Origin of the sequence: Pseudomonas sp. PSKL.D1, assembly GCF_028898945.1 — a bacterium.
Taxonomy (GTDB): domain Bacteria; phylum Pseudomonadota; class Gammaproteobacteria; order Pseudomonadales; family Pseudomonadaceae; genus Aquipseudomonas.
Genome location: NZ_CP118607.1, coordinates 2,889,431 through 2,908,053, shown reverse-complemented (window position 1 = coordinate 2,908,053; position 18,623 = coordinate 2,889,431). Strand labels below are relative to the sequence as shown.

The 18,623-nt window shown below is 59.3% G+C and carries 18 protein-coding genes; 7 read left to right on the top strand and 11 right to left on the bottom strand.

Annotated elements, in window-relative coordinates:
* Positions 1-51: 51 nt before the first annotated feature.
* The 5 genes from pcaF to paaF are packed head-to-tail and all read right to left on the bottom strand — an operon-like array spanning position 52 to position 4,834.
* Positions 52-1,272: a 3-oxoadipyl-CoA thiolase gene (gene pcaF, locus PVV54_RS13010; RefSeq protein WP_274910336.1), complete on the bottom strand. Its 1,221-nt coding sequence runs from the start codon at positions 1,270-1,272 to the stop codon at positions 52-54.
* Positions 1,265-1,720: a hydroxyphenylacetyl-CoA thioesterase PaaI gene (gene paaI, locus PVV54_RS13005; protein ID WP_274910335.1), complete on the bottom strand. Its 456-nt coding sequence runs from the start codon at positions 1,718-1,720 to the stop codon at positions 1,265-1,267. Before paaI ends, pcaF begins: the two co-directional genes overlap by 8 nt.
* Positions 1,713-3,230: a 3-hydroxyacyl-CoA dehydrogenase PaaH gene (gene paaH / locus PVV54_RS13000; protein ID WP_274910334.1), complete on the bottom strand. Its 1,518-nt coding sequence runs from the start codon at positions 3,228-3,230 to the stop codon at positions 1,713-1,715. The genes paaI and paaH overlap by 8 nt, the downstream gene beginning before the upstream one ends.
* Positions 3,231-3,232: 2 nt before the next feature.
* Positions 3,233-4,024 carry a 2-(1,2-epoxy-1,2-dihydrophenyl)acetyl-CoA isomerase PaaG gene (gene paaG / locus PVV54_RS12995; RefSeq protein WP_274910333.1) on the bottom strand — a complete coding sequence of 264 codons (792 nt, stop codon included), beginning with the start codon at positions 4,022-4,024 and terminating at the stop codon, positions 3,233-3,235.
* A gap of 36 nt (positions 4,025-4,060) precedes the next feature.
* Positions 4,061-4,834 carry a 2,3-dehydroadipyl-CoA hydratase PaaF gene (paaF, locus tag PVV54_RS12990; RefSeq protein WP_274910332.1) on the bottom strand — a complete coding sequence of 258 codons (774 nt, stop codon included), beginning with the start codon at positions 4,832-4,834 and terminating at the stop codon, positions 4,061-4,063.
* A 256-nt stretch (positions 4,835-5,090) separates the two neighbouring features.
* On the opposite strand from paaF, the gene paaY reads away from it, so the two are divergent.
* From paaY to PVV54_RS12970, 4 genes are all read left to right on the top strand, one after another.
* Complete coding sequence (paaY, locus tag PVV54_RS12985; protein WP_274910331.1) at positions 5,091-5,690, top strand: phenylacetic acid degradation protein PaaY; 600 nt, start codon at positions 5,091-5,093, stop codon at positions 5,688-5,690.
* 77 nt (positions 5,691-5,767) lie between these two features.
* Positions 5,768-6,691: a phenylacetic acid degradation operon negative regulatory protein PaaX gene (paaX, locus tag PVV54_RS12980; protein WP_274910330.1), complete on the top strand. Its 924-nt coding sequence runs from the start codon at positions 5,768-5,770 to the stop codon at positions 6,689-6,691.
* 62 nt (positions 6,692-6,753) lie between these two features.
* Positions 6,754-8,223, top strand: coding sequence for an ATP-binding protein (locus tag PVV54_RS12975; protein ID WP_274910329.1), 1,470 nt, complete (start codon positions 6,754-6,756; stop codon positions 8,221-8,223).
* Between the two features lie 46 nt (positions 8,224-8,269).
* Positions 8,270-8,596: a response regulator gene (locus tag PVV54_RS12970; protein WP_274910328.1), complete on the top strand. Its 327-nt coding sequence runs from the start codon at positions 8,270-8,272 to the stop codon at positions 8,594-8,596.
* A 53-nt stretch (positions 8,597-8,649) separates the two neighbouring features.
* Here PVV54_RS12970 and rfaD read toward each other — a convergent pair whose 3' ends face one another.
* Both rfaD and PVV54_RS12960 read right to left on the bottom strand, forming a co-directional pair.
* Positions 8,650-9,681, bottom strand: a complete 1,032-nt coding sequence (gene rfaD, locus PVV54_RS12965; RefSeq protein ID WP_274910327.1) for an ADP-glyceromanno-heptose 6-epimerase — start codon at positions 9,679-9,681, stop codon at positions 8,650-8,652.
* Between the two features lie 684 nt (positions 9,682-10,365).
* Complete coding sequence (locus PVV54_RS12960) at positions 10,366-10,998, bottom strand: LysR substrate-binding domain-containing protein (RefSeq protein WP_274910326.1); 633 nt, start codon at positions 10,996-10,998, stop codon at positions 10,366-10,368.
* Between the two features lie 165 nt (positions 10,999-11,163).
* Between PVV54_RS12960 and PVV54_RS12955 the strand changes: the two genes are divergently transcribed.
* Entirely contained in the window at positions 11,164-11,358 is a 195-nt protein-coding gene (locus tag PVV54_RS12955; protein WP_274910325.1) for a hypothetical protein, read from the top strand.
* Between the two features lie 24 nt (positions 11,359-11,382).
* On the opposite strand, the gene yddG is transcribed toward PVV54_RS12955, so the two are convergent.
* Positions 11,383-12,291, bottom strand: a complete 909-nt coding sequence (gene yddG / locus PVV54_RS12950) for an aromatic amino acid DMT transporter YddG (protein WP_274910324.1) — start codon at positions 12,289-12,291, stop codon at positions 11,383-11,385.
* Between the two features lie 121 nt (positions 12,292-12,412).
* Positions 12,413-13,756 carry a dimethylsulfonioproprionate lyase DddP gene (dddP, locus tag PVV54_RS12945; protein WP_342456617.1) on the bottom strand — a complete coding sequence of 448 codons (1,344 nt, stop codon included), beginning with the start codon at positions 13,754-13,756 and terminating at the stop codon, positions 12,413-12,415.
* Between the two features lie 225 nt (positions 13,757-13,981).
* On the opposite strand from dddP, the gene PVV54_RS12940 reads away from it, so the two are divergent.
* Complete coding sequence (locus PVV54_RS12940; RefSeq protein ID WP_274910322.1) at positions 13,982-14,914, top strand: LysR substrate-binding domain-containing protein; 933 nt, start codon at positions 13,982-13,984, stop codon at positions 14,912-14,914.
* Positions 14,915-14,943: 29 nt separating this feature from the next.
* Here the strand turns inward: PVV54_RS12940 and PVV54_RS12935 are convergent, their stop codons facing one another.
* Complete coding sequence (locus PVV54_RS12935; protein ID WP_274910321.1) at positions 14,944-16,179, bottom strand: aromatic ring-hydroxylating oxygenase subunit alpha; 1,236 nt, start codon at positions 16,177-16,179, stop codon at positions 14,944-14,946.
* Positions 16,180-16,261: 82 nt separating this feature from the next.
* Positions 16,262-17,251 (bottom strand): LysR substrate-binding domain-containing protein, encoded by a 990-nt coding sequence (locus PVV54_RS12930; RefSeq protein ID WP_274910320.1) that lies wholly within the window; start codon positions 17,249-17,251, stop codon positions 16,262-16,264.
* A 335-nt stretch (positions 17,252-17,586) separates the two neighbouring features.
* Here PVV54_RS12930 and PVV54_RS12925 point away from each other — a divergent pair, with 335 nt between their 5' ends.
* A complete protein-coding gene (locus PVV54_RS12925; protein WP_274910319.1) occupies positions 17,587-18,600 on the top strand; it encodes a GlxA family transcriptional regulator in 1,014 nt (337 codons plus the stop codon).
* Positions 18,601-18,623: the final 23 nt, after the last annotated feature.

Below are 18,623 nucleotides of genomic sequence, written 5' to 3'. Positions count from 1 at the left end.
GTCATGGACGCAGCATAACCGGCCGCGTCGCGTTGGGTAACAAACCGTTGGTCAGAGGCGTTCGATGACCATGGCGATACCTTGGCCCACGCCGATGCACATGGTGCACAGGGCGTAACGGCCGGTAGTTTCTTCCAGTTGATGCAGGGCCGTGGTTACCAGCCGCGCACCGCTCATGCCCAGCGGGTGGCCCAATGCGATGGCGCCACCGTTGGGGTTCACTCGCGGGTCGTCATCCGCCAGGCCCAATTCGCGCAACACGGCCAAGCCTTGGGCGGCGAACGCTTCGTTGAGTTCGATCACATCCATGTCGGCAAGGCTCAGGCCTGTCAGAGCCAGCACTTTGCGGGTGGCCGGCACCGGGCCGATGCCCATGATGCGCGGTTCGACCCCGGCCACGGCCATGCCCACAATCCGGCCACGGGCCTTGAGGCCATGCTTGCGTGCCGCCTGGCTGCTGGCCAGCAGCAGGGCGCAAGCGCCATCGTTGACGCCCGAGGCATTACCTGCGGTAACGCTGCCACCCTGGCGGAACGGCGTGCCGAGTTTGGCCAGTTGTTCAAGGGTGGTATCGGCGCGAGGGTGCTCATCGTGCTCAACGCACTTGGCCGGGCCTTTGCGTTGGGCGATCGCCACCGGCACGATTTCCCACGCCAGGCGGCCACGGGCCTGTGCAGCGGCGGCTTTCTGCTGGCTGCGCAGGGCGAAAGCGTCCTGGTCGGCACGCGAGATGCCAAACTGTTCAGCGACGTTTTCTGCTGTTTCCGGCATGGAATCAATGCCGTACGCCGCCTGCATCGATGTGTTGACGAAGCGCCAACCGATGGTGGTGTCGAACAGTTCGGCACTGCGGCCAAAGGCCTGCTCCGATTTGCCCATCACGAAAGGCGCACGGGACATCGACTCCACGCCACCGGCCAGCATCAACCCGGCTTCACCGCAGCGCAGGGCGCGGGCGGCATTGCCGATGGCATCCATGCCCGAGCCGCACAGGCGGTTGAGGGTGGTGCCCGGCACGCTGATCGGTAGCCCGGCCAGCAGCGCCGCCATGCGCGCCACGTTGCGGTTGTCCTCGCCGGCCTGGTTGGCGCAGCCGAGGATCACGTCATCAATGGCCTGCCAGTTCAGTTCAGGGTGGCGCTCGACCAGCGCCTTGATCGGCACCGCCGCCAGGTCATCGGCACGTACGCTGCTGAGCGCGCCGCCGTAACGGCCGATGGGGGTGCGCACGGCATCGATGATCAAGGCGTCACAGGCAGTGGGTTCAGTCATCTTGCGTCTCCTGCGCGAGCACCGTGCCGCGCACTTTGTAGGATTTGCCGTGGAACATGGCGATCAGCGCGCCATGCTGGTTTTCGATGCGCACGTCGTACAGGCCGGTGCGGCCTTTGCGGCTCAGTTCGGTGGCGGTGGCGGTGAGCACGTCGTCGCGCATGGCCGGGGCCACATAATCAATGCTGCAGCCGAGCGCCACCGTGGCCTCGTCGTAACTGTTACAGGCGAAGGCAAAAGCCGAATCGGCCAAGGCGAAGAGGAACCCCCCGTGGCAGGTGCCGTGGCCCTGGATCATGTCGGCGCGAACCGGCATGCGCAGCGTCGCGCAGCCGGGGCCAGCGCCCAGCAGGCTGATGCCGAGCGCCTGCGTGGCGTTGTCGCGGGCGAACATGGCGTCGGCGCAGGCCAGTGCCAGCTCGGTGGGGGAACGTTGCAGGTCATTCATCGAGCGTGGCTCCTTGGGCGTTTTTACGGCGCAGCCACAGCGAAGGGCGGTAGCGGCTTTCGCCATAGCTGCGCTCCAGGTGTTCCAGCACGCGCAGCGTGTAGCCAGCGCCCAGTTGCTGGGCCCAGGCCAACGGGCCGCGTGGGTAATTGACACCGGCACACATCGCCAGGTCGATATCGGCGGCACTGCCTACGCCGTGCAGCACCGCATCGGCAGCTTCGTTGGCCAGCATGGCCACGGTGCGCAGCACTACCAGGCCTGGCAGGTCGGCAACGGCACTGACGGCAAGGCCTGCACGTTGCAGCAACGCCACCGCCTGATCGCGGGCGACTGGCGTGGTATCCGCAGACCAGGTGATGGCAATGCGCGACGCGGTGCGGTAATCCAGGGCGAGGTCGATCAGTACCAGGTTGCGCAAGCCGTCTTCACGGGCACGTTGGCTCGCCAGGCGCCCATCGGACAGGGCAATGACTGCGTCACCGACCTGGATCAGGCCGCGGCCGGCACGTTCGCTCACGGCAATGCCAGCACCGCGCAGGCGCTCGGCAAGCCCTTGCACGATGCCCAAGTCGCCTTCGATCACGCAGCTGTCCACCGATTCATGGCTTTGCAACTGGGTGGGTTGTGGGCTCTCGGCGCCTTCGCCATAGCAATAGAAGCCTTGGCCGCTCTTGCGCCCAAGGCGGCCGGCATCGACCAACTCCTTCTGCACAAGCGACGGCTGGAAGCGAAAGTCGCCATAAAAAGCATTGAACACCGAACAGGTAACCGCGTAGTTCACGTCATGGCCGATCAGGTCGGTGAGTTCGAACGCGCCCATGCGAAAGCCGCCAGCCTCACGCAGCAAGGCATCCAGCGTTGCGCAATCGGCGGCGCCTTCCTGCAAAAGGCGCAGGCTTTCTGCATAGAACGGCCGGGCCACGCGATTGACGATAAAGCCCGGGGTAGAGCGGGTGTGAACAGGCAGCTTGCCCCAGGCTTTGGCGGTTTCATAAAGCGATACCGCCAGCGCGGGGTCAGTGGCCAGGCCCGAAACAATCTCCACAAGAGCCATCAGCGGCGCCGGGTTGAAGAAGTGCATGCCTATGACCTGTTGCGGGCGCTTCAGGCCGGCGGCCAGGCTGGTGATCGACAATGACGAGGTGTTGCTGGCAAGGATGCAATTGTCGGCACACAGCGCCTCAAGCTGAAGGAACAGGCCTTGTTTGACCTCAAGGTTTTCAACGATGGCTTCAATCACCAAGCGCGCGTCAGCGAGCGCCTCTATGGCCTCCACTGGCTGCAGGCGCGCACGGATCGACTCTCGGGCAGCCGGCTGCAATTTGCCTTTTTCCACCAATCGGCCCAATTGGCGGTCAATGCCCGCCACAGCCTCGGCCGCGGCACCCGGGCGGTTGTCATAGAGCTTGACGGGGTGGCCGGCCTGGGCGGCCACTTGGGCAATGCCAGCGCCCATGGCGCCTGCACCGATTACCGCCACCAGGGCGTTGTTGCCTAAAGCGCTCATACTCAACGCCCCTTGAATGCGGGGGTGCGTTTGCCCATGAAGGCGCTCACCCCTTCGCGGTAATCATCGCTACGCCCGGCAAGGCGCTGCAGGTCGCGCTCAAGCTCCAGTTGCTGGTCGAACGTGTTGTCGAAACTGGCGTTGAGGCTGCGTTTGATCAGTGCAAGGCCATAGGTTGGCTGGGTGGCGAGGTGGCGGGCGAGGGCAAGGGCTTCGTCACGCAGTGCAGCATCGTCAACCACGCGGTGGATCAACCCCCAGCGTTCAGCCTGCTCGGCGCTCAAACGCTCACCCAGCATGGCAAGCGCTTTGGCCCGCGCCATGCCGACCAGCCGCGGCAATAACCAGGTGCCGCCCGAGTCGGGCACCAGGCCAATTTTGCAGAACGCCTGAATGAAGCTGGCCGAACGGGCCGCCAAAACCAGGTCACAGGCCAACGGGATGTTCGCGCCGGCACCCGCGGCCACGCCGTTTACCGCACACACCACAGGCAGCGGCAGTTCACGCAGGGTGCGCACCAGGGGGTTATAGAACTTTTCGATGGACTCACCCAGGTCCGGCATTGCCGCACCGGGGGCGACGTTGCGATCGGACAGGTCTTGCCCCGCGCAGAAGCCGCGGCCCTCGGCCGTGAGCAGCAGCACCCGTACCGTGCTGTTCTGGCGCACTTGCTTGAGGGCTTCGCGCACTTCCAGGTGCATGTGCGTGTTGAAGCTGTTCAGCTGCTCGGGCCGATTCAGCGAAAGGAGGGCAACGCCGCCCTCGATGGAAAACAGAATGTGCTCGAAAGTCATCGCAGACTTGCTCCGTCGGTCGATGGGGAGGGCGTATCAGCAGCCCTTGAACTGGGCTGGGCGTTTTTCCTGGAAGGCGCGGATGCCTTCCTCGCGGTCGGCGGTGCCGGCCAGCAGGGTAAAAGCGTGGCGCTCGAAGCGCAGGCCGCTGGCCAGGTCGGTGTCGCCGGCTTTTAGCAAGGCTTCCTTGGCGAGGCGTACGGCCAGTGGCGCCTTGGTGGCGATGCTTCGGCCCACCTGCATGGCGCGCTCGACGGCCAGTTCGGGCTGGGTGACCTCGCTGACCAGGCCGGCCTGCAGGGCGTGGCGGGCGGTGATGGCTTCGCCAGTCAGCACCATTTGCATCGCCAATGGCTTGCCTACTGCGCGCAGCAGGCGTTGTGTACCGCCGGCGCCAGGCATGATGCCGAGGTTGATTTCCGGTTGACCGAAGCGGGCCTCTTCACCGGCGATGACGATATCCGCGCACATCGCCAGTTCGCAGCCGCCGCCCAGGGCATAGCCGTTCACTGCCGCGATCAAGGGCTTGCTGAAGGCCGCAATGCGTTGCCAATGGGCTGCACGCGGGTCATTGAAGATGCCCACGAGGTCCCGCTCGGCCATTTCAGCAATATCGGCACCTGCGGCAAAGGCCTTGCGGTTGCCGGTGATCACGACTGCAAGGGTCTGGGGGTCGTTGTCGGCGCTGCTCAATTCGTTGGCAAGCTCGGCCAACAGTTCGGTGCACAAGGCATTGAGCGCTTCGGGCCGGTACAGCGTGATCAGGCGCACGCCGTGGTCTGGCGCCTGCACTTCGAGAAAACGCGGCATGGTGGGTCCTCGGGCTGCTCGCGCGGCGCATTGCATGGCCGGCGCTTGTTGGAATTGTCTGCAGGGGCAGGGCGATGCCGTACCCAGGGTGTGGACAGTATAGCTACCATGCGATACATGAATGCAACATCTAAATTGTGTTTACGTATCCTATGCGTGACTTAAGAAGAGCTTAGTGCCTATTTTATTGGTTGACGGCATTACCAGACCCGATACAGGATTGTTCCTATCAATAAATTATTTCAGGAAGTTGATCATGCCGTGCTATCGCCTTGATGGCTTGACGCCCGTGGTAGACCCCACCGCCTACGTGCACCCCAGCGCCGTGCTGATTGGCGACGTAATCGTCGGCCCGCGTTGCTACATCGGCCCTCTGGCGTCATTGCGCGGTGACTTCGGCCGCATCGTGCTGGAGGAGGGCGCCAACGTGCAGGACACCTGCGTGATGCATGGCTTCCCGGGGGGCGATACCGTGGTCGAGCGCAACGGTCATGTCGGCCACGGCGCGGTACTGCATGGCTGCCGCGTGGGAGAAGACGCTTTGATCGGGATGAACGCAGTGGTGATGGATGGCGCACACGTGGCGCCGCGCTGCATCGTCGGCGCCACCGCTTTCGTCAAGGCTGGCTTCGAATGCCCGGCGCAAAGCCTGGTGATGGGCGCACCCGCACAGGTCAAACGTGCATTAAGCGACCAGGAAATCACCTGGAAAAAGCGCGGTACCGCCGAGTATCACCATTTGACACAACGCTGCATGGCCAGCCTCGTGGAATGCCAGCCCCTGACCGAGGCCGAAGCGCATCGCCCGCGCATGGGCGACGGCGGCTTCAGGCCAAAAGGCGAGGAGGGCGCATGAACCTCCCTGCGCAGCGCCATGGTCAGGCGGGCCGCCGCACAGGTATAGTCGATGCTTTATCTGCAAGCAGTTCATTCATGAGCAACCTCGCCCCACTGAACACGCTGATCAAACGCTTTCAGGAACAGACTCCGATCCGTGCCAGCTCGCTGATCATCACCTTGTACGGTGATGCCATCGAGCCCCATGGTGGAACGGTTTGGCTGGGTAGCCTGATCAACCTGCTGGAGCCGATCGGCATCAACGAGCGCTTGATCCGCACGTCGATCTTCCGCCTTACCAAAGAAGGCTGGCTAACCGCCGAAAAGGTTGGCCGACGCAGCTATTACAGCCTGACCGGCACTGGGCGTCGCCGCTTCGAAAAAGCCTTCAAGCGGGTGTACAGCCCTAGCCAGCCGGCCTGGGACGGTGCATGGACGCTGGTACTGCTTTCTCAACTGGAAGCCGCCAAGCGCAAGGCCGTACGCGAAGAACTGGAATGGCAAGGTTTTGGTGTGATGGCCCCGAACGTCCTCGGTTGCCCTCGGGCGGACCGCACTGACCTGGCGGCTACCCTGCGTGAACTCGAGGCCAGTGACGACAGCATTGTGTTCGATACCCATACCCAGGAGGTGCTCGCCTCCAAGGCCATGCGCGCACAAGTGCGCGAAAGCTGGCGCATCGATGAGCTGGGCCAGCAGTACAGCGAATTCATCCAGCTGTTCCGGCCGTTGTGGCAAGGCTTGAAAGAGCAGGACGAGCTAGATGCCCAGGACTGCTTCCTGGCTCGTACTTTGCTGATTCACGAGTACCGCCGGCTGTTGTTGCGCGACCCGCAACTGCCGGACGAGCTGTTGCCTGGCGACTGGGAAGGCCGGGCAGCGCGGCAATTGTGCCGTAATCTGTACCGTTTGGTATTTGCCAAGGCGGAAACGTGGCTGAATGCGGCGCTTGAAACCGCCGATGGCCCACTGCCCGATGTGAACGAGAACTTCTACAAGCGTTTTGGCGGCCTGGCATGACTGTGTAGCCGTGCCTTTTATTGCTACGCTTGTGCACCAGCGTAGCTCTTACGGGAACCGCAATGATGACATCTGCCCAGCGCTCGCCAGCGGCTTTGCAGCCCGGCATGTCTGATATCGAGTTGTTGCACAGCATCAGCGTGGCGCTCATTGGCGAACAGGACCGGCAGATGCTGTACCGCCATATCATTGATGCGGCGGCCACCATCACCGGCTCCCAGTTTGCCACGATGCAGGTGCTTTGCCCGCCGGACGACCCGTCGGGGCATGCAGGTGAGCTGCAGTTGCTGTGCTCACGCGGCTTGTCGGCCGACGCGGAAGCTTTTTGGAAGTGGGTCAACCAGAATGCGCTGAGCAGTTGTGGGCTGGCACTGCGCCAAGGCAAGCGAGCGGTCATCGCCGACTTCGAGCAATGGAGCGATATTGCCGGCACCCCGGAGCTTCAGGCATTTCGAGACGCTGGCATCCGGGCGGCGCAAACCACGCCGCTGGTGTCGCGAACCGGTCGGCTACTGGGCATGATGTCCAACCACTGGTGCGAGCCACACCAGCCTTCCGAACGGGTTTTGAGGCTGCTGGATATTCTCGCCCGCACGGCTGCCGACCTGCTCGAACGCACGCTGGCTGAAGAGGCGTTGCGCAGCCGTGAGCAAGCACTGGAGCGCGCCTGCAACGAGCTCAGAGCCACAGAGGGGCGCCTGCAAGAACTCAACGACACCCTCGAGCAACGGGTGGCTACCCGCACCCACGAACTGATGGCTGTGGAAGAGCGCTTGCGCCAATCGCAAAAAATGGAGGCTGTGGGCCAGCTCACCGGTGGCCTGGCTCATGACTTCAATAACTTGCTCGGCAGCATTTCCGGCTCACTGGAGCTGGCGTGTCATCGCCTTGCTGAGGGCCAATTGGCCGAGGTGGACAAACACCTGGCCGTCTGCCAGGGCAACGTGAGCCGTGCAGCTACGTTAACGCACCGATTGTTGGCATTTTCCCGCCGCCAGGCGCTTAGCCCAAGGGCCGTGGATGTGATGACCGTGCTGGAGGGCATGAGTGAACTCATTGCCCCTACGCTCGGCCCGGCAATTGATGTCCGAATTCTGGGCAACCAAGCATTATGGCAGGCTTACGTAGACGCAGCGCAGCTTGAAAATGCACTGCTGAACCTGTGTAACAATGCCCGCGACGCCATGCCGAGCGGCGGCCAGATTACCCTTAAAGCCAGCAACGTTGCGGTGGACGCGCAGAGCCCCCAGGCTACCGATCTGCTACCCGGCCATTACGTACATCTGAGGGTGATCGATACCGGCATCGGTATGCCCCCCGAAACAGCCTCGCATGCATTCGAACCCTTCTTTACTACCAAACCCGCAGGGCAGGGGACGGGCCTTGGCCTGTCGATGATTTACGGTTTCGCTCAACAATCAGGCGGCCACGTAGAAAGCGGGCAAGGGGACCACAGTAGACCTTTATCTGCCTCGTTACCTTGCGCAAGCCAGCCAATTGCGCACCGCATCGGACGAAACTGCCACGGTTAAAGCGCACCGGGGCGGGACGATCTTGCTGGTGGAGGACGAGCACACGATGCGCCAAGTCATGGCGGAAACGCTGGAAGACAGTGGCTTCAAGGTCGTTCAGGCAATGGCGGGCGCGGCGGCCCTTGAGCAATTACACAGGCACAGTGAAGTAGATCTGCTAATTACTGACATCGGCCTGCCCGGAGCGATAGACGGCTGGCAACTGGCGGACAGGGTATTGCAAATACGCCCGGAACTGCCGGTATTGTTTGTGACCGGGTATCTGCATGCGACCAACGATGTGCCCGCGCAGCAGTTGATGCTCAAACCGTTCAGTTTAAAGGCCTTGTCCGAAAAAGCGTGGCAACTGATGGGGCAAGTGGCTGAGCGATGAATACTGCGTTTATATAACTACACTAAATGACTATTTAGTGTAGTTATAACTTTTCAAGCGGCAAAACCGTGCGCCACCGGGGAGGGAGCAGCGGCGCGATTGGCCAATAACTCATCACAGTAACGGTTGATGCCTTGCTCAACCGTCAGGGTTGCCGCCCGGTAACCCGCATCACGCAAACGCTTCAGGTCGGCACAGGTGTAGCACTGATATTTACCGCGAAGATGCACAGGAAATTCACTGTAACTCAAGAGTTTGTCACGCAATGCCACTTGCAGCGAAACAGGTGGCTCATCGCGCGCCAGGCGAAGCCTGTTGATGACCGCCAATGCTATGTCATTGAAAGACTGAGCGCGGCCGCTACCAACATTGAAAATTCCGCTCAGGCCCGGGTGATCCAGAAAGAACAGATTGACCCGCACGACATCGTCTACAGCAACGAAGTCTCGTAAATGCCCACCTGCAGGATAATCTCCATAGCTGCCAAACAATTGAACAGCGCCATGCGCTTGATACTGGTTGTAGCAATGCAGGGCAACAGACGCCATTGTGCCTTTGTGCTGTTCACGCGGCCCATAAACGTTGAAGTAACGCAGGCCCACGATCTGGCTGCATGACGCCTGCAACTGACGCCTAACATACTGATCGAACAGAAACTTGGAGTAGCCATAAACGTTCAGTGGGCGCTCACACTGACGCTGCTCGCGAAAATCCTGCCCGGCGCCGTACACGGCGGCAGACGAAGCATAAAGCATCGGAATTTGTTGGGCTTGAGCCGACTGCAGCAAATCCCGGCTAAAGCGGTAGTTATTGTCCATCATGAAGCGGCCGTTGCCTTCGACGGTGCTCGAGCAAGCGCCTTGATGAAGCACTGCGCGCACCTTGCCAAACTGGCCACGGCTGAAGCGCTCAAGAAAATCATCTTTATCCAGGTAATCAGCGATGTCGCTGTCTGCCAGGTTGCGAAACTTGTCGCCATCAGTCAGGTCGTCAACGGCGATGACGTTGGTTTCGCCACGCTGGTTCAGCGCCTGAATCAAGTTGCTGCCAATGAAGCCGGCAGCGCCGGTTACGATGAGCGTCATGTGGAGCCTCCCGCGATAAGAGGATACCGAGCCATGAGCATGCGGGAAGTCATTGGCAGAAACCTTAACCAGGATCAAACAATGTGCGGATTTTGTGCGTGCTGCATTTTTGGATCTGAGCATGTCGGCATTCAGCGGTGTATACGAATGTGCGCATAATGATGATTATGTTAAATCTGGTATTCTGTTTGAGCGTTACAATCCGCAACTGGGCTTACTGACGCTGCTCTCGAGTCTTCTGTACACCTTGATCCATGCGTACAGGCTGCATTACTGTCAGGCTGGTGCCCAGACAGCTTGTGCTGACATTCAAATATCCCCTGTTTGCTTTGAACGTCCTGCCAGAGATATTCATGCCATGCAAAAAACGCAACCGCAGCCCCCTGTAAGGCGCGTTGGCTTCATTCTGTTTCCTGGTTTCGCTCTCACCTCATTCTCGCTGGCGGTTGAGGCGCTCAGCGTATCCAACCTGCTGCTGGGTTACACAGCTTATGATTATCGTCTCTACAGTGGCGACAGCGACCCGAAAACAAATGAGGTGCTGACTTCAAACCACGTGCCAAATCGAACAACCTTTGACATGTCTCTGTTCCTCTTGCAAATGCTCAAAGCTCAAAATTACCGAGCCGCAAGGCAGAGAAAAAGACGCGTCGGAGTTACAGACTGGTATCCCAAAATTACCAATCAAGGCTGGATCAAGCCCTTCTCAGCCATCAGCGACCGAAGCCATGCAACGAAGACCTCAACCGTCGGCGGCATCAGTTCACGATGGGGGTACAGGATCGAGACACGCTTGGCGGGTACCGGGCAATTCTGCATTACCCGCACCAGCGCGCCGGAATCAAGATGTGCCTGAACATTGAGCGCTGGGCCTTGGATCAGGCCGAACCCGGCAAGGGCTGATGCGACGAAGCCCTGCGTGTCATTCACGTTGATTGCCGACCTGACCCGCACGGTCTGAATTTCATCGTCGTCAACAAATAACCATTCCAGCGTACGAGGGTTACTGCCCGAGAAATAGTTCACCGCAACGTGTTCGCTCAGATCCCCCACGCACTCGGGCACCCCATGTCGAGCCAGGTACGCTGGAGACGCGCACGTCACCATGGGTAGATAACCAATCCCGCTTGCAATCAGGCTGGAATCTTCCAGGGCGCCAAGCCTCACGACGCAATCGACACCTTCGCTGATCAGGTCGACCGGTTTATCACTGGTACCCAGCGTCAACTCGATCCCAGGGTAGCGTTGCTGGAACTCCATGAGCGACGGAATGATGAGCAGATGGCCCACGGACACCGGCAAGTCGACACATCGCATTCAGCACATCCATTCATGGCTCCAGGTAACTATCGCTTGCTCTGTAATTGCCCTTTATTTAACGGGCATGTGACACAATGCCACTGTCTCTATAATTGCTTAGCTTGCTAATATACAAGACCATAAAGTGCTCCCCCTTCAATCGCCCCCTGTGCAACCCTCATCATGACCGAAATTCTGAGAAAGACCGCTGGCCTCATCTACAGCGTTCGTTATGTCATCCCAGCCTGTGCCCTTCTGATTTACATCATCGCGGGTCTTGGGTATTTCCTGGCCTTCAAGTACTGGCCTACCCTGCCCCCGAGCACCCAGGCCGCCATCCTGGAAAACATGTCCTGGGCAGCAACCTCCCCCTTGTAACGCGTCGGTATCAAAATAACGCGTTCAAGCCTGCGCTTCAGCGCTGGGTGCAAGTTCCCGGGTGGCGTACCAGCACAGCAGCGAACCGGCAGTGACCAGAACAGCGCCCTGCCAGAACTGCACGGTAAGGTTCGCGCCCAGCCAGATCGCAGCAAATGCGGCCGAGAGCACCGGTGCGAAGTAAGAGGCTGTAGCCAGCAAAGTCAGGTTGCCTCGTGTGATGCCGTGGTTCCACAACGCATACCCCCCGCCAACAGCAAGCGCCGCGACCGCAAGCTCAACACTGCTTGCCAGGCTGAATCCGTGAAGCTGCTCATCGCTCAGGGCGTACTTGGTCCAAAGCGCAGCAGTGGTCAGCATGAAAAACAGCACGACCTGATTGCCTGCCCCGGCGTAGCGACGCGTGATGTTGCAGTACAGCGAGAAGCTGAGTGCACAGACGAAGGCCAAACCAAAGGCCACGGGGTTGGACTCGACACTCGCTGCCAACCGCTCCAGTGAAAGCCCGTCGCCTGCCACGCCCCACAAAATGCCGAATATGGCCAGCATCGTGCCCGGGACGATCATCCAGCGCGCGCGTTGGCCGTTCATCCAGATCGAGATCACTACCGTGAGGCAAGGCCACAGGTAGTTCACGATGCTGACCTCGACCGCCTGTGTATCGGTGGTGGCGTAGCCCAACGCCAGGGACATGCTGACGTCGTAAGTGACGAACAGTGCACCGCCCACGACCAGGTAGAGCCAAGGCGTAGACCTCAACCTCGGTTTGCCAAGCAACACCAGCAACAGGATCGTGCCCAGCGTGTAGATCAGCGCCGCTCCCCCTGCCGGGCCAAACGTCGAACTGATGCTGCGAATCAACGCGATCGACATACTCCACATAGCGATTGCCAACAGGCCAGACATCGTGGCACCGCGCTTGCTGGTGATCATTACCTAACCTCAAAAAACGGGCGCATATGCTACTGGATCTGGCAGGGCCTTGGCATGCCCATGTTAGACACATTTCAATAATTGGATGACATAGCGGACCGCGCACTTGAGCCTGAACCCGTCAATCCAGCAGAAAGCTGTCCTCGAAGGGGTAATGGGTAAGCAGTTCATACCCCGTCTCGGTAACCAACAACTGGTTCTCCAGCTTGATCCCGTCACGTCCGCCCACCTCGCCGACATAGGCCTCGACGCACAACGCCATCCCCGGTTGCAGTTCGCCCTCATAGCCGTACGCGTCAATATCCTCGGGATAACGAATGCACGGGTATTCGTCACACAGCCCTACCCCATGGAACATGACGCCGTAACGCTGGGCACGGCAAGGTTCCGGCAACCGATGGCCTTTGGCCGTGAGTTCGGAGAAACGCACACCAGGCTTGATCATCTCGATGTTGTGGGTGATGTGCTCATGGGCGATGCGGTACAACCGCTTCTGTTCGGCAGTGGGCGCCAGCCCCCCGCATATCCAGCTGCGGGACATGTCGACACACATGCCGTAGACACCAATAAGATCGGTGTCGAACGACAGCAGGTCACCATCACTCAGGATACGAGGCCCGGATTCCTGAAACCACGGGTTGGTGCGCGGGCCTGAACTGAGGATCCTGGTTTCAATCCACTCGCCTCCCCGCCGAATGTTGCCAGCGTGCAACACGGCCCACACATCGTTCTCCGACATGCCGGCGCACAGGGCGTGCTGCATCTCGGCAACGGCCGCCTCGCAAGCAGCCACCGCGCAGCGCATGGCCTTGACCTCATCGGGGCATTTGATCGCCCGGGCGAACTCGGTGACCTCCTGGCCACTGTGCAGCTCGATACCCAATGCATCAAGCGCCCGAATACCCGCAAGCTCTAGCCGGTCCACCGCAAGACGGCGGTTGGCGCCAGCATGTGTGCGCAGGATCCCATCGACCTGGCCCGCGAACCGGCGCGCGTGCTCTTCAGTTCTATCGCCTGTTTCGAAATAGAAAAACGACGCGCCGCTGCGCAATTCGCTCACCAGAGGCAAGTGCGCGCTGAGGTGGTCACAGCCATGGAAGTCCCACAACACTACATGGCCACTGGCTGCAACAAAACACGCCCGTGCCGGGTTGTGGGTCGTCCAGAGCTGCATGTTGGTGGTGTCGGTGGCGTATCGAATGTTCAGCGGGTCGAACAGCAGGATGCCGGCCAAATCGCGGGCGATCAATTGCTGCCGGATTCGACCTAAACGGTATTCACGCAGGGTCGCGAGGTGGGGCACTTGTAATCCCAATTGTGCCCATTCTGAAAAGGCCAACTGCGTCGGACCGATCTCGGCCCGGTCATTGTCATCGAGCGAGCCGTCAGGTTTAAGCGCGGTTGTTCGCCGCCTGGCGGGGTCAATGCGTCGACTGTCAGGTGGGATGGAATACGTTGAGGGCATCACGGTCTCCAAGCACATTATTAATATGATTGCTTAACGACTACGACTGGGTTGATTCAAGCAGGCACAGGCTTACAGGCAATCTATTTCGATGGCTGAACCCGCGACAAGCAACATTTAGGCGCGCGTTTGGATAACCGGGCGTTATCCAAACTGTCGGGTGCTCTACGCCCCGACAGGCCAGCGAAAAATGCTACGCTTGGCGCGGTATCGGGAAGGAATAACATGAAAAATCAAGGCCCTGTCACCCCGCATAAAGGCTACCGGCGCATCATTCCCTCCATGACCGCCTTGCTGCAATTCGAGTCCGTTGCCCGGCTGAACAGTTTTACATTGGCGGGCGAAGAGCTGGGCGTCTCCCAGGCCGCCGTGAGTAAACAGATCAGGGTGCTGGAAGACAATATTGGCGTTCAACTCTTCCAGCGTAACCATCGGCACATTCAGCTCACGCCAGCCGGTGAAACATTATTCGCCATCATTTCAGAGTCGCTGCAAAAGCTGGCCAGCGGGTTTGACCAGATCCGCGAAGGCAGTGAACGGGAAGAACTTATTCTTGCCTCCACGGCAACCTTCTCCCAGTTTCGGATCATGCCGCGTCTGCAGCGATTGGCCGACGTTTTACCCAGCGTAAAACTTCGGCTCGCGACCCAGATGTTCACGGGGGATTTAAAGTTACCTAACTACGACCTGGATATCCGCTTTGGCCATGGGCATTGGCCGGACGCGCAATCGATACTGCTCTTTGAAGAAGAGGTGTTTCCGGTGTGCTCGCCCGCCTGGCTTGAACGTAATCCTGCCCCCACCACCCTGGCTGAATTGGCACAGTCGGGATTACTGGAGTCCGACGCTACCTCCGAAGGCTGGATGACCTGGTCGGGTTGGTTCACGGAGATGGGCGCTGCAACCCGCCAACTGAACCTGAATTTGCGCTGCACACTGTATACCGATGTCGTGAACGCAGCCGTCAACGGTTATGGCGTTGCATTGGGCTGGGGCCGCATGGTGGACCATTTCATCGACAATGGTCAGCTCATCAAGCTTGAGCCGTTCGTGGTCAGGCCACCTCAGTCGTACTACCTGGTCATTCCCAAAGGCCGTGAACTGACGCCCACCGTCATGACCATCGTGCAATGGCTGCAGCGAAAAGCCGTGGCATGAAGAAACGGCGCCTTTGAGGCGCCGTTCAATCAAACTACTGACTTCAATGATGGCCGCCCCGAGAGGCGATCCAGCATCGTGTCGCAGTACCAGTCATCAAACTGGCACACGCCATTCTCGGCATTCTCAGAGAACGGGCCGGGCTCATAGGCCGGGGACGAAACCCCCGCATGCGTGCCTTCCACCAGGCGGCGATCCTGGTCATTGGTCGCGAGCCATACTTTGGTCAGCCTTTCCAGGTCGTAGTCCACCCCCTCGACAGCCGACTCAGGCACCAGCCATTTGGTGGTCACAAGGGTTTCACCCGGGCCAACCGGCAACACCCGGAAGCTGAGCGCATGGTCGCCCAAGAAGTGGTTCCAGGTCGACGGGTAGTTGAAATACAACAGCGCGCCGATGTCAGCTTCGCCACTCTTGTCCAGCCGCCCGGCAACGGCAGGTTTGCCGTCCATGGTGTAGCTCACGGCGCCGGCAGAAAGCGGAATGCGCGTCATGCGAAAGCGCCCCAGCGGGTCCATGTTAAGGCGGCTCGGCATGCCTGCTGCCTCGCAGCGATCCCAGTGCGCGACCAGTTCGGGGTCGTCATCACCGCCTACGCCGGCCACCGAGAGGTTCTCGACGAACGAGTTGAGCAGCTCCGGATGTGTACCGTCGCAGTGGTAGCATTCGCGGTTGTTCTCGAACACAAGCTTCCAGTTGCCTTTTTCGATCAAGTTCGACTCAAAGGCAACTTTGCAGTTTTCCAGAAAGTGCGGCGCGATGAAGGGGCTGACGGCGGCACGAAAGCCCGCAAAATCCGGGGCTTTTTCTGCCACGCACACATAAATGTACGTGTGCACGATCTCGACATGCACCGGCTTCAAGCCATAGTTCGAACGATCAAAATCAGCCCCCATGTTACCGGCATAGATCAGATTGCCATCCAGTTCGAACGTCCACTTGTGATAAGGGCACACCAGCTTGGCAACTTTGCCACTGGCATGCTCACAGACTTTTGCACCCCGGTGGCGGCAGGCATTATGAAACGCCCTGACTTCGCCATCCTTGCCGCGCACAACAGCCACCGGGTAGTCACCAATCTGCAGGGTGAAATACTGGCCGGCTTTCGGGATTTCGAAAGTGTGTCCTGCAAATACCCAATCCTTGTGCCAGATATGCTCAAGGTCCTGGCGGTATACATCCGGGTCAAGGTAAAGCTGCCGGGGCAATACATGGCGAGGCTTGCGCTGCTGGATCAGGCGAATGACGGATTCATTACTGTTCATTATTATCCTCCTTGCACCCAGGCGCGTTGCCACCCTGTGCAATTGACTGAAAACTTTTTATTGTAAATAACCACAAGGGCAGTTATGCGTTGCGCCCGGGAATTTTCCACCACGAGAATTTGGACATGATCCAGTCCCTCAGCCGCTCACAGGCATCGTCGTCACTGTTGTTTTCTTTATACGCCAGGTAGTGCAGGCTGTTATTCAGTGTCACGTGCTCCTGGGTCGGCCTGACCAGTTGCCCGCTCTCCACAAAGTGGCCGACCAACTGGTTCCACCCCAGTGCCACACCTTGACCTGCACGCACCATATTGATGATCAAGCTGTAATCGTTGGCGTGAAACAACGGTGGGCTGGCTGGGGCCCGCTCATCGATATTGATATTCAGGAAAGCGAGCCATACTCGCCAGTCGACATGTTCAGCCACGCCAGAGCGACCGTATGGGCTCAGGTCCAACAGTTCGGAATCCCTCAACCCCTCCAGTGTCGCGACGCCAGGGTGCTGCTTTAAATAGGCCGGGGAGCACACGGGGTAGATGATGTCGTGACACAACGGATAGGGTGTGTACCCCTCGCCCACATTGACGCATTTCGAAATGACAACATCTGGCTCGACACCCGGCTCTCTGGCCTGAAAGTTTTGCGTGGTAATCAGGTTCAACTGAATATCAGGGTGCTTGTTGCGAAAATCCTGTATGTAATGCGCCAGCCACAACGAGGAAAAAGCGGGCGAGCATGAAACCGTCAATACACGCTTGTCATGGTCGCCGGGGATATTGCGTATCCGCTCTGCCGCCTGCGCGATATTGACAAATGAAATCTGTGAAGCGTCGAAGAAAACAGCACCTGCCGCGGTCAACTCTACCGCCCTGCCCACACGCACAAACAACGGCGCATTCAGGTAAAGTTCCAACTCCCGGATCTGCCGACTGATTGCCGCCTGGGTTACACACAGGGCTTCTGCCGCACGGGTGAAACTTTCATACTTTGCGGCAGCCACAAACGCTTTAACCGCTCTAAGGGACGGCATCTTGAGCAGCAAGGTGTCTGGGTCAACGTGCCGTTGTGACATACTGTGCTCCGCTCCCATCTCATGCACTACGCCGCTTTCATAGTACGCACTTCAACGAAAATTACAGCGCAAAAAATTACCGTTTGCATAACCCAAAGTTATGCAGGGGCAACGCACACTTCTTGCTGGACAACCACTCGAACTCCGCCCTATTTTAGTGGCCGCCACGCGCCCTACCGATAACTCGACGTTATCCAAAAAAGGTCGGAAATATTGCTGGACCCTGAATATGCCCAGAGCCTAGGCTGGCGGACAACAACTTCACGATTCAAATGCGTTATCCATAACGCGCCACCATCAACGAGAGCATCAAGCGTTGAGCTTGGGGTGCCACAATGAAAACAATTACAAGAACCTTCAGCCGAACGTTCGCCGACCGTAACCTGGGTTTCATCGCTCAGGGCCACACCCCGTGCACGGTTTCCAGAGTCGGTTTCCTGCTGCTGGACAACTTTTCATTGCCCTGTTTCACCCAGGCACTGGATGTGCTGGTCACGGCCAACCTCATTTCGCCTGGCCGTGTGCGGGTGCATACATTCAGCCATCACCACGCCGAGGTTATCAGCGACCTGGGTATCCCGATCAGGCCAGACACGCCATTAACCGATATACGCCTGTCCGATCTCGACCTGCTGGTGATCTGCGGTGGGTTGCGCGCCGCCCGAACCGTGCCGAACTGGCTGTTGGCCTTGCTCAACAAAGTCGCCAGGCTGCCCATTGCGCTTGGAGGCCTGTGGAATGGCGCTTGGTATCTGGGCGCTGCCGGCTTGCTGGATGGCTACCGGTGTGCCATCCACGCCGAGCAGCGTACCGCGTTGGCAGAGCGCACGCCCCGTGCGAACGTCTCCCACGAACCTTTGGCATACGACAGAAACCGCATGACCTCGGCTACACCAAACGGCGCTTTTGACATGATGATCCGGTGGTTGGGCCAGGGTACAACCCCAGTGCTGGCAGACGCGGTGCTGGATACCCTCGATTACGATCGAAGCAAACACCGCGCCTTTCAGAAACCGCAACAACCCAAGCTCGGCAAGGCACTGCGCGACATCATCGCGTTAATGGAGGCCAACCTTGAAGAACCGCTTGGCCCGGAACACCTGGCGCGGGTCGTTGGCCTGTCGATCAGGCAGGTCCAGCGGCTCTTCCGGGATCAGCTCAATACCACACCGCAAAAATACTACTTCCAGCTGAGGATTACGGAGGCCCGCCGTTTGATCCAGAACTCCAGCGCGTCGATCTTCGATGTATCGCTTGCCTGTGGTTTCGTCTCCTGCACGCACTTCAGCAGGTCATACAGTGCTTTTTTTGGGCACCCACCTTCAAAAGAAATCCGGTATGACGTTTGAACAGCGGTTGCCGGTGCTTGAAG

Excerpts from the sequence above, each read along its gene's own strand:
- pcaF (WP_274910336.1), bottom strand. The coding sequence starts at position 1,272 with ATGACTGAACCCACTGCCTGTGACGCCTTGATCATCGATGCCGTGCGC.
- paaI (WP_274910335.1), bottom strand. The coding sequence starts at position 1,720 with ATGAATGACCTGCAACGTTCCCCCACCGAGCTGGCACTGGCCTGCGCC.
- paaH (WP_274910334.1), bottom strand. The coding sequence starts at position 3,230 with ATGAGCGCTTTAGGCAACAACGCCCTGGTGGCGGTAATCGGTGCAGGC.
- paaG (WP_274910333.1), bottom strand. The coding sequence starts at position 4,024 with ATGACTTTCGAGCACATTCTGTTTTCCATCGAGGGCGGCGTTGCCCTC.
- paaF (WP_274910332.1), bottom strand. The coding sequence starts at position 4,834 with ATGCCGCGTTTTCTCGAAGTGCAGGCGCCAGACCACGGCGTGCGCCTG.
- paaY (WP_274910331.1), top strand. The coding sequence starts at position 5,091 with ATGCCGTGCTATCGCCTTGATGGCTTGACGCCCGTGGTAGACCCCACC.
- paaX (WP_274910330.1), top strand. The coding sequence starts at position 5,768 with ATGAGCAACCTCGCCCCACTGAACACGCTGATCAAACGCTTTCAGGAA.
- PVV54_RS12975 (WP_274910329.1), top strand. The coding sequence starts at position 6,754 with ATGATGACATCTGCCCAGCGCTCGCCAGCGGCTTTGCAGCCCGGCATG.
- PVV54_RS12970 (WP_274910328.1), top strand. The coding sequence starts at position 8,270 with ATGCGCCAAGTCATGGCGGAAACGCTGGAAGACAGTGGCTTCAAGGTC.
- rfaD (WP_274910327.1), bottom strand. The coding sequence starts at position 9,681 with ATGACGCTCATCGTAACCGGCGCTGCCGGCTTCATTGGCAGCAACTTG.
- PVV54_RS12960 (WP_274910326.1), bottom strand. The coding sequence starts at position 10,998 with ATGCGATGTGTCGACTTGCCGGTGTCCGTGGGCCATCTGCTCATCATT.
- PVV54_RS12955 (WP_274910325.1), top strand. The coding sequence starts at position 11,164 with ATGACCGAAATTCTGAGAAAGACCGCTGGCCTCATCTACAGCGTTCGT.
- yddG (WP_274910324.1), bottom strand. The coding sequence starts at position 12,291 with ATGATCACCAGCAAGCGCGGTGCCACGATGTCTGGCCTGTTGGCAATC.
- dddP (WP_342456617.1), bottom strand. The coding sequence starts at position 13,756 with ATGCCCTCAACGTATTCCATCCCACCTGACAGTCGACGCATTGACCCC.
- PVV54_RS12940 (WP_274910322.1), top strand. The coding sequence starts at position 13,982 with ATGAAAAATCAAGGCCCTGTCACCCCGCATAAAGGCTACCGGCGCATC.
- PVV54_RS12935 (WP_274910321.1), bottom strand. The coding sequence starts at position 16,179 with ATGAACAGTAATGAATCCGTCATTCGCCTGATCCAGCAGCGCAAGCCT.
- PVV54_RS12930 (WP_274910320.1), bottom strand. The coding sequence starts at position 17,251 with ATGTCACAACGGCACGTTGACCCAGACACCTTGCTGCTCAAGATGCCG.
- PVV54_RS12925 (WP_274910319.1), top strand. The coding sequence starts at position 17,587 with ATGAAAACAATTACAAGAACCTTCAGCCGAACGTTCGCCGACCGTAAC.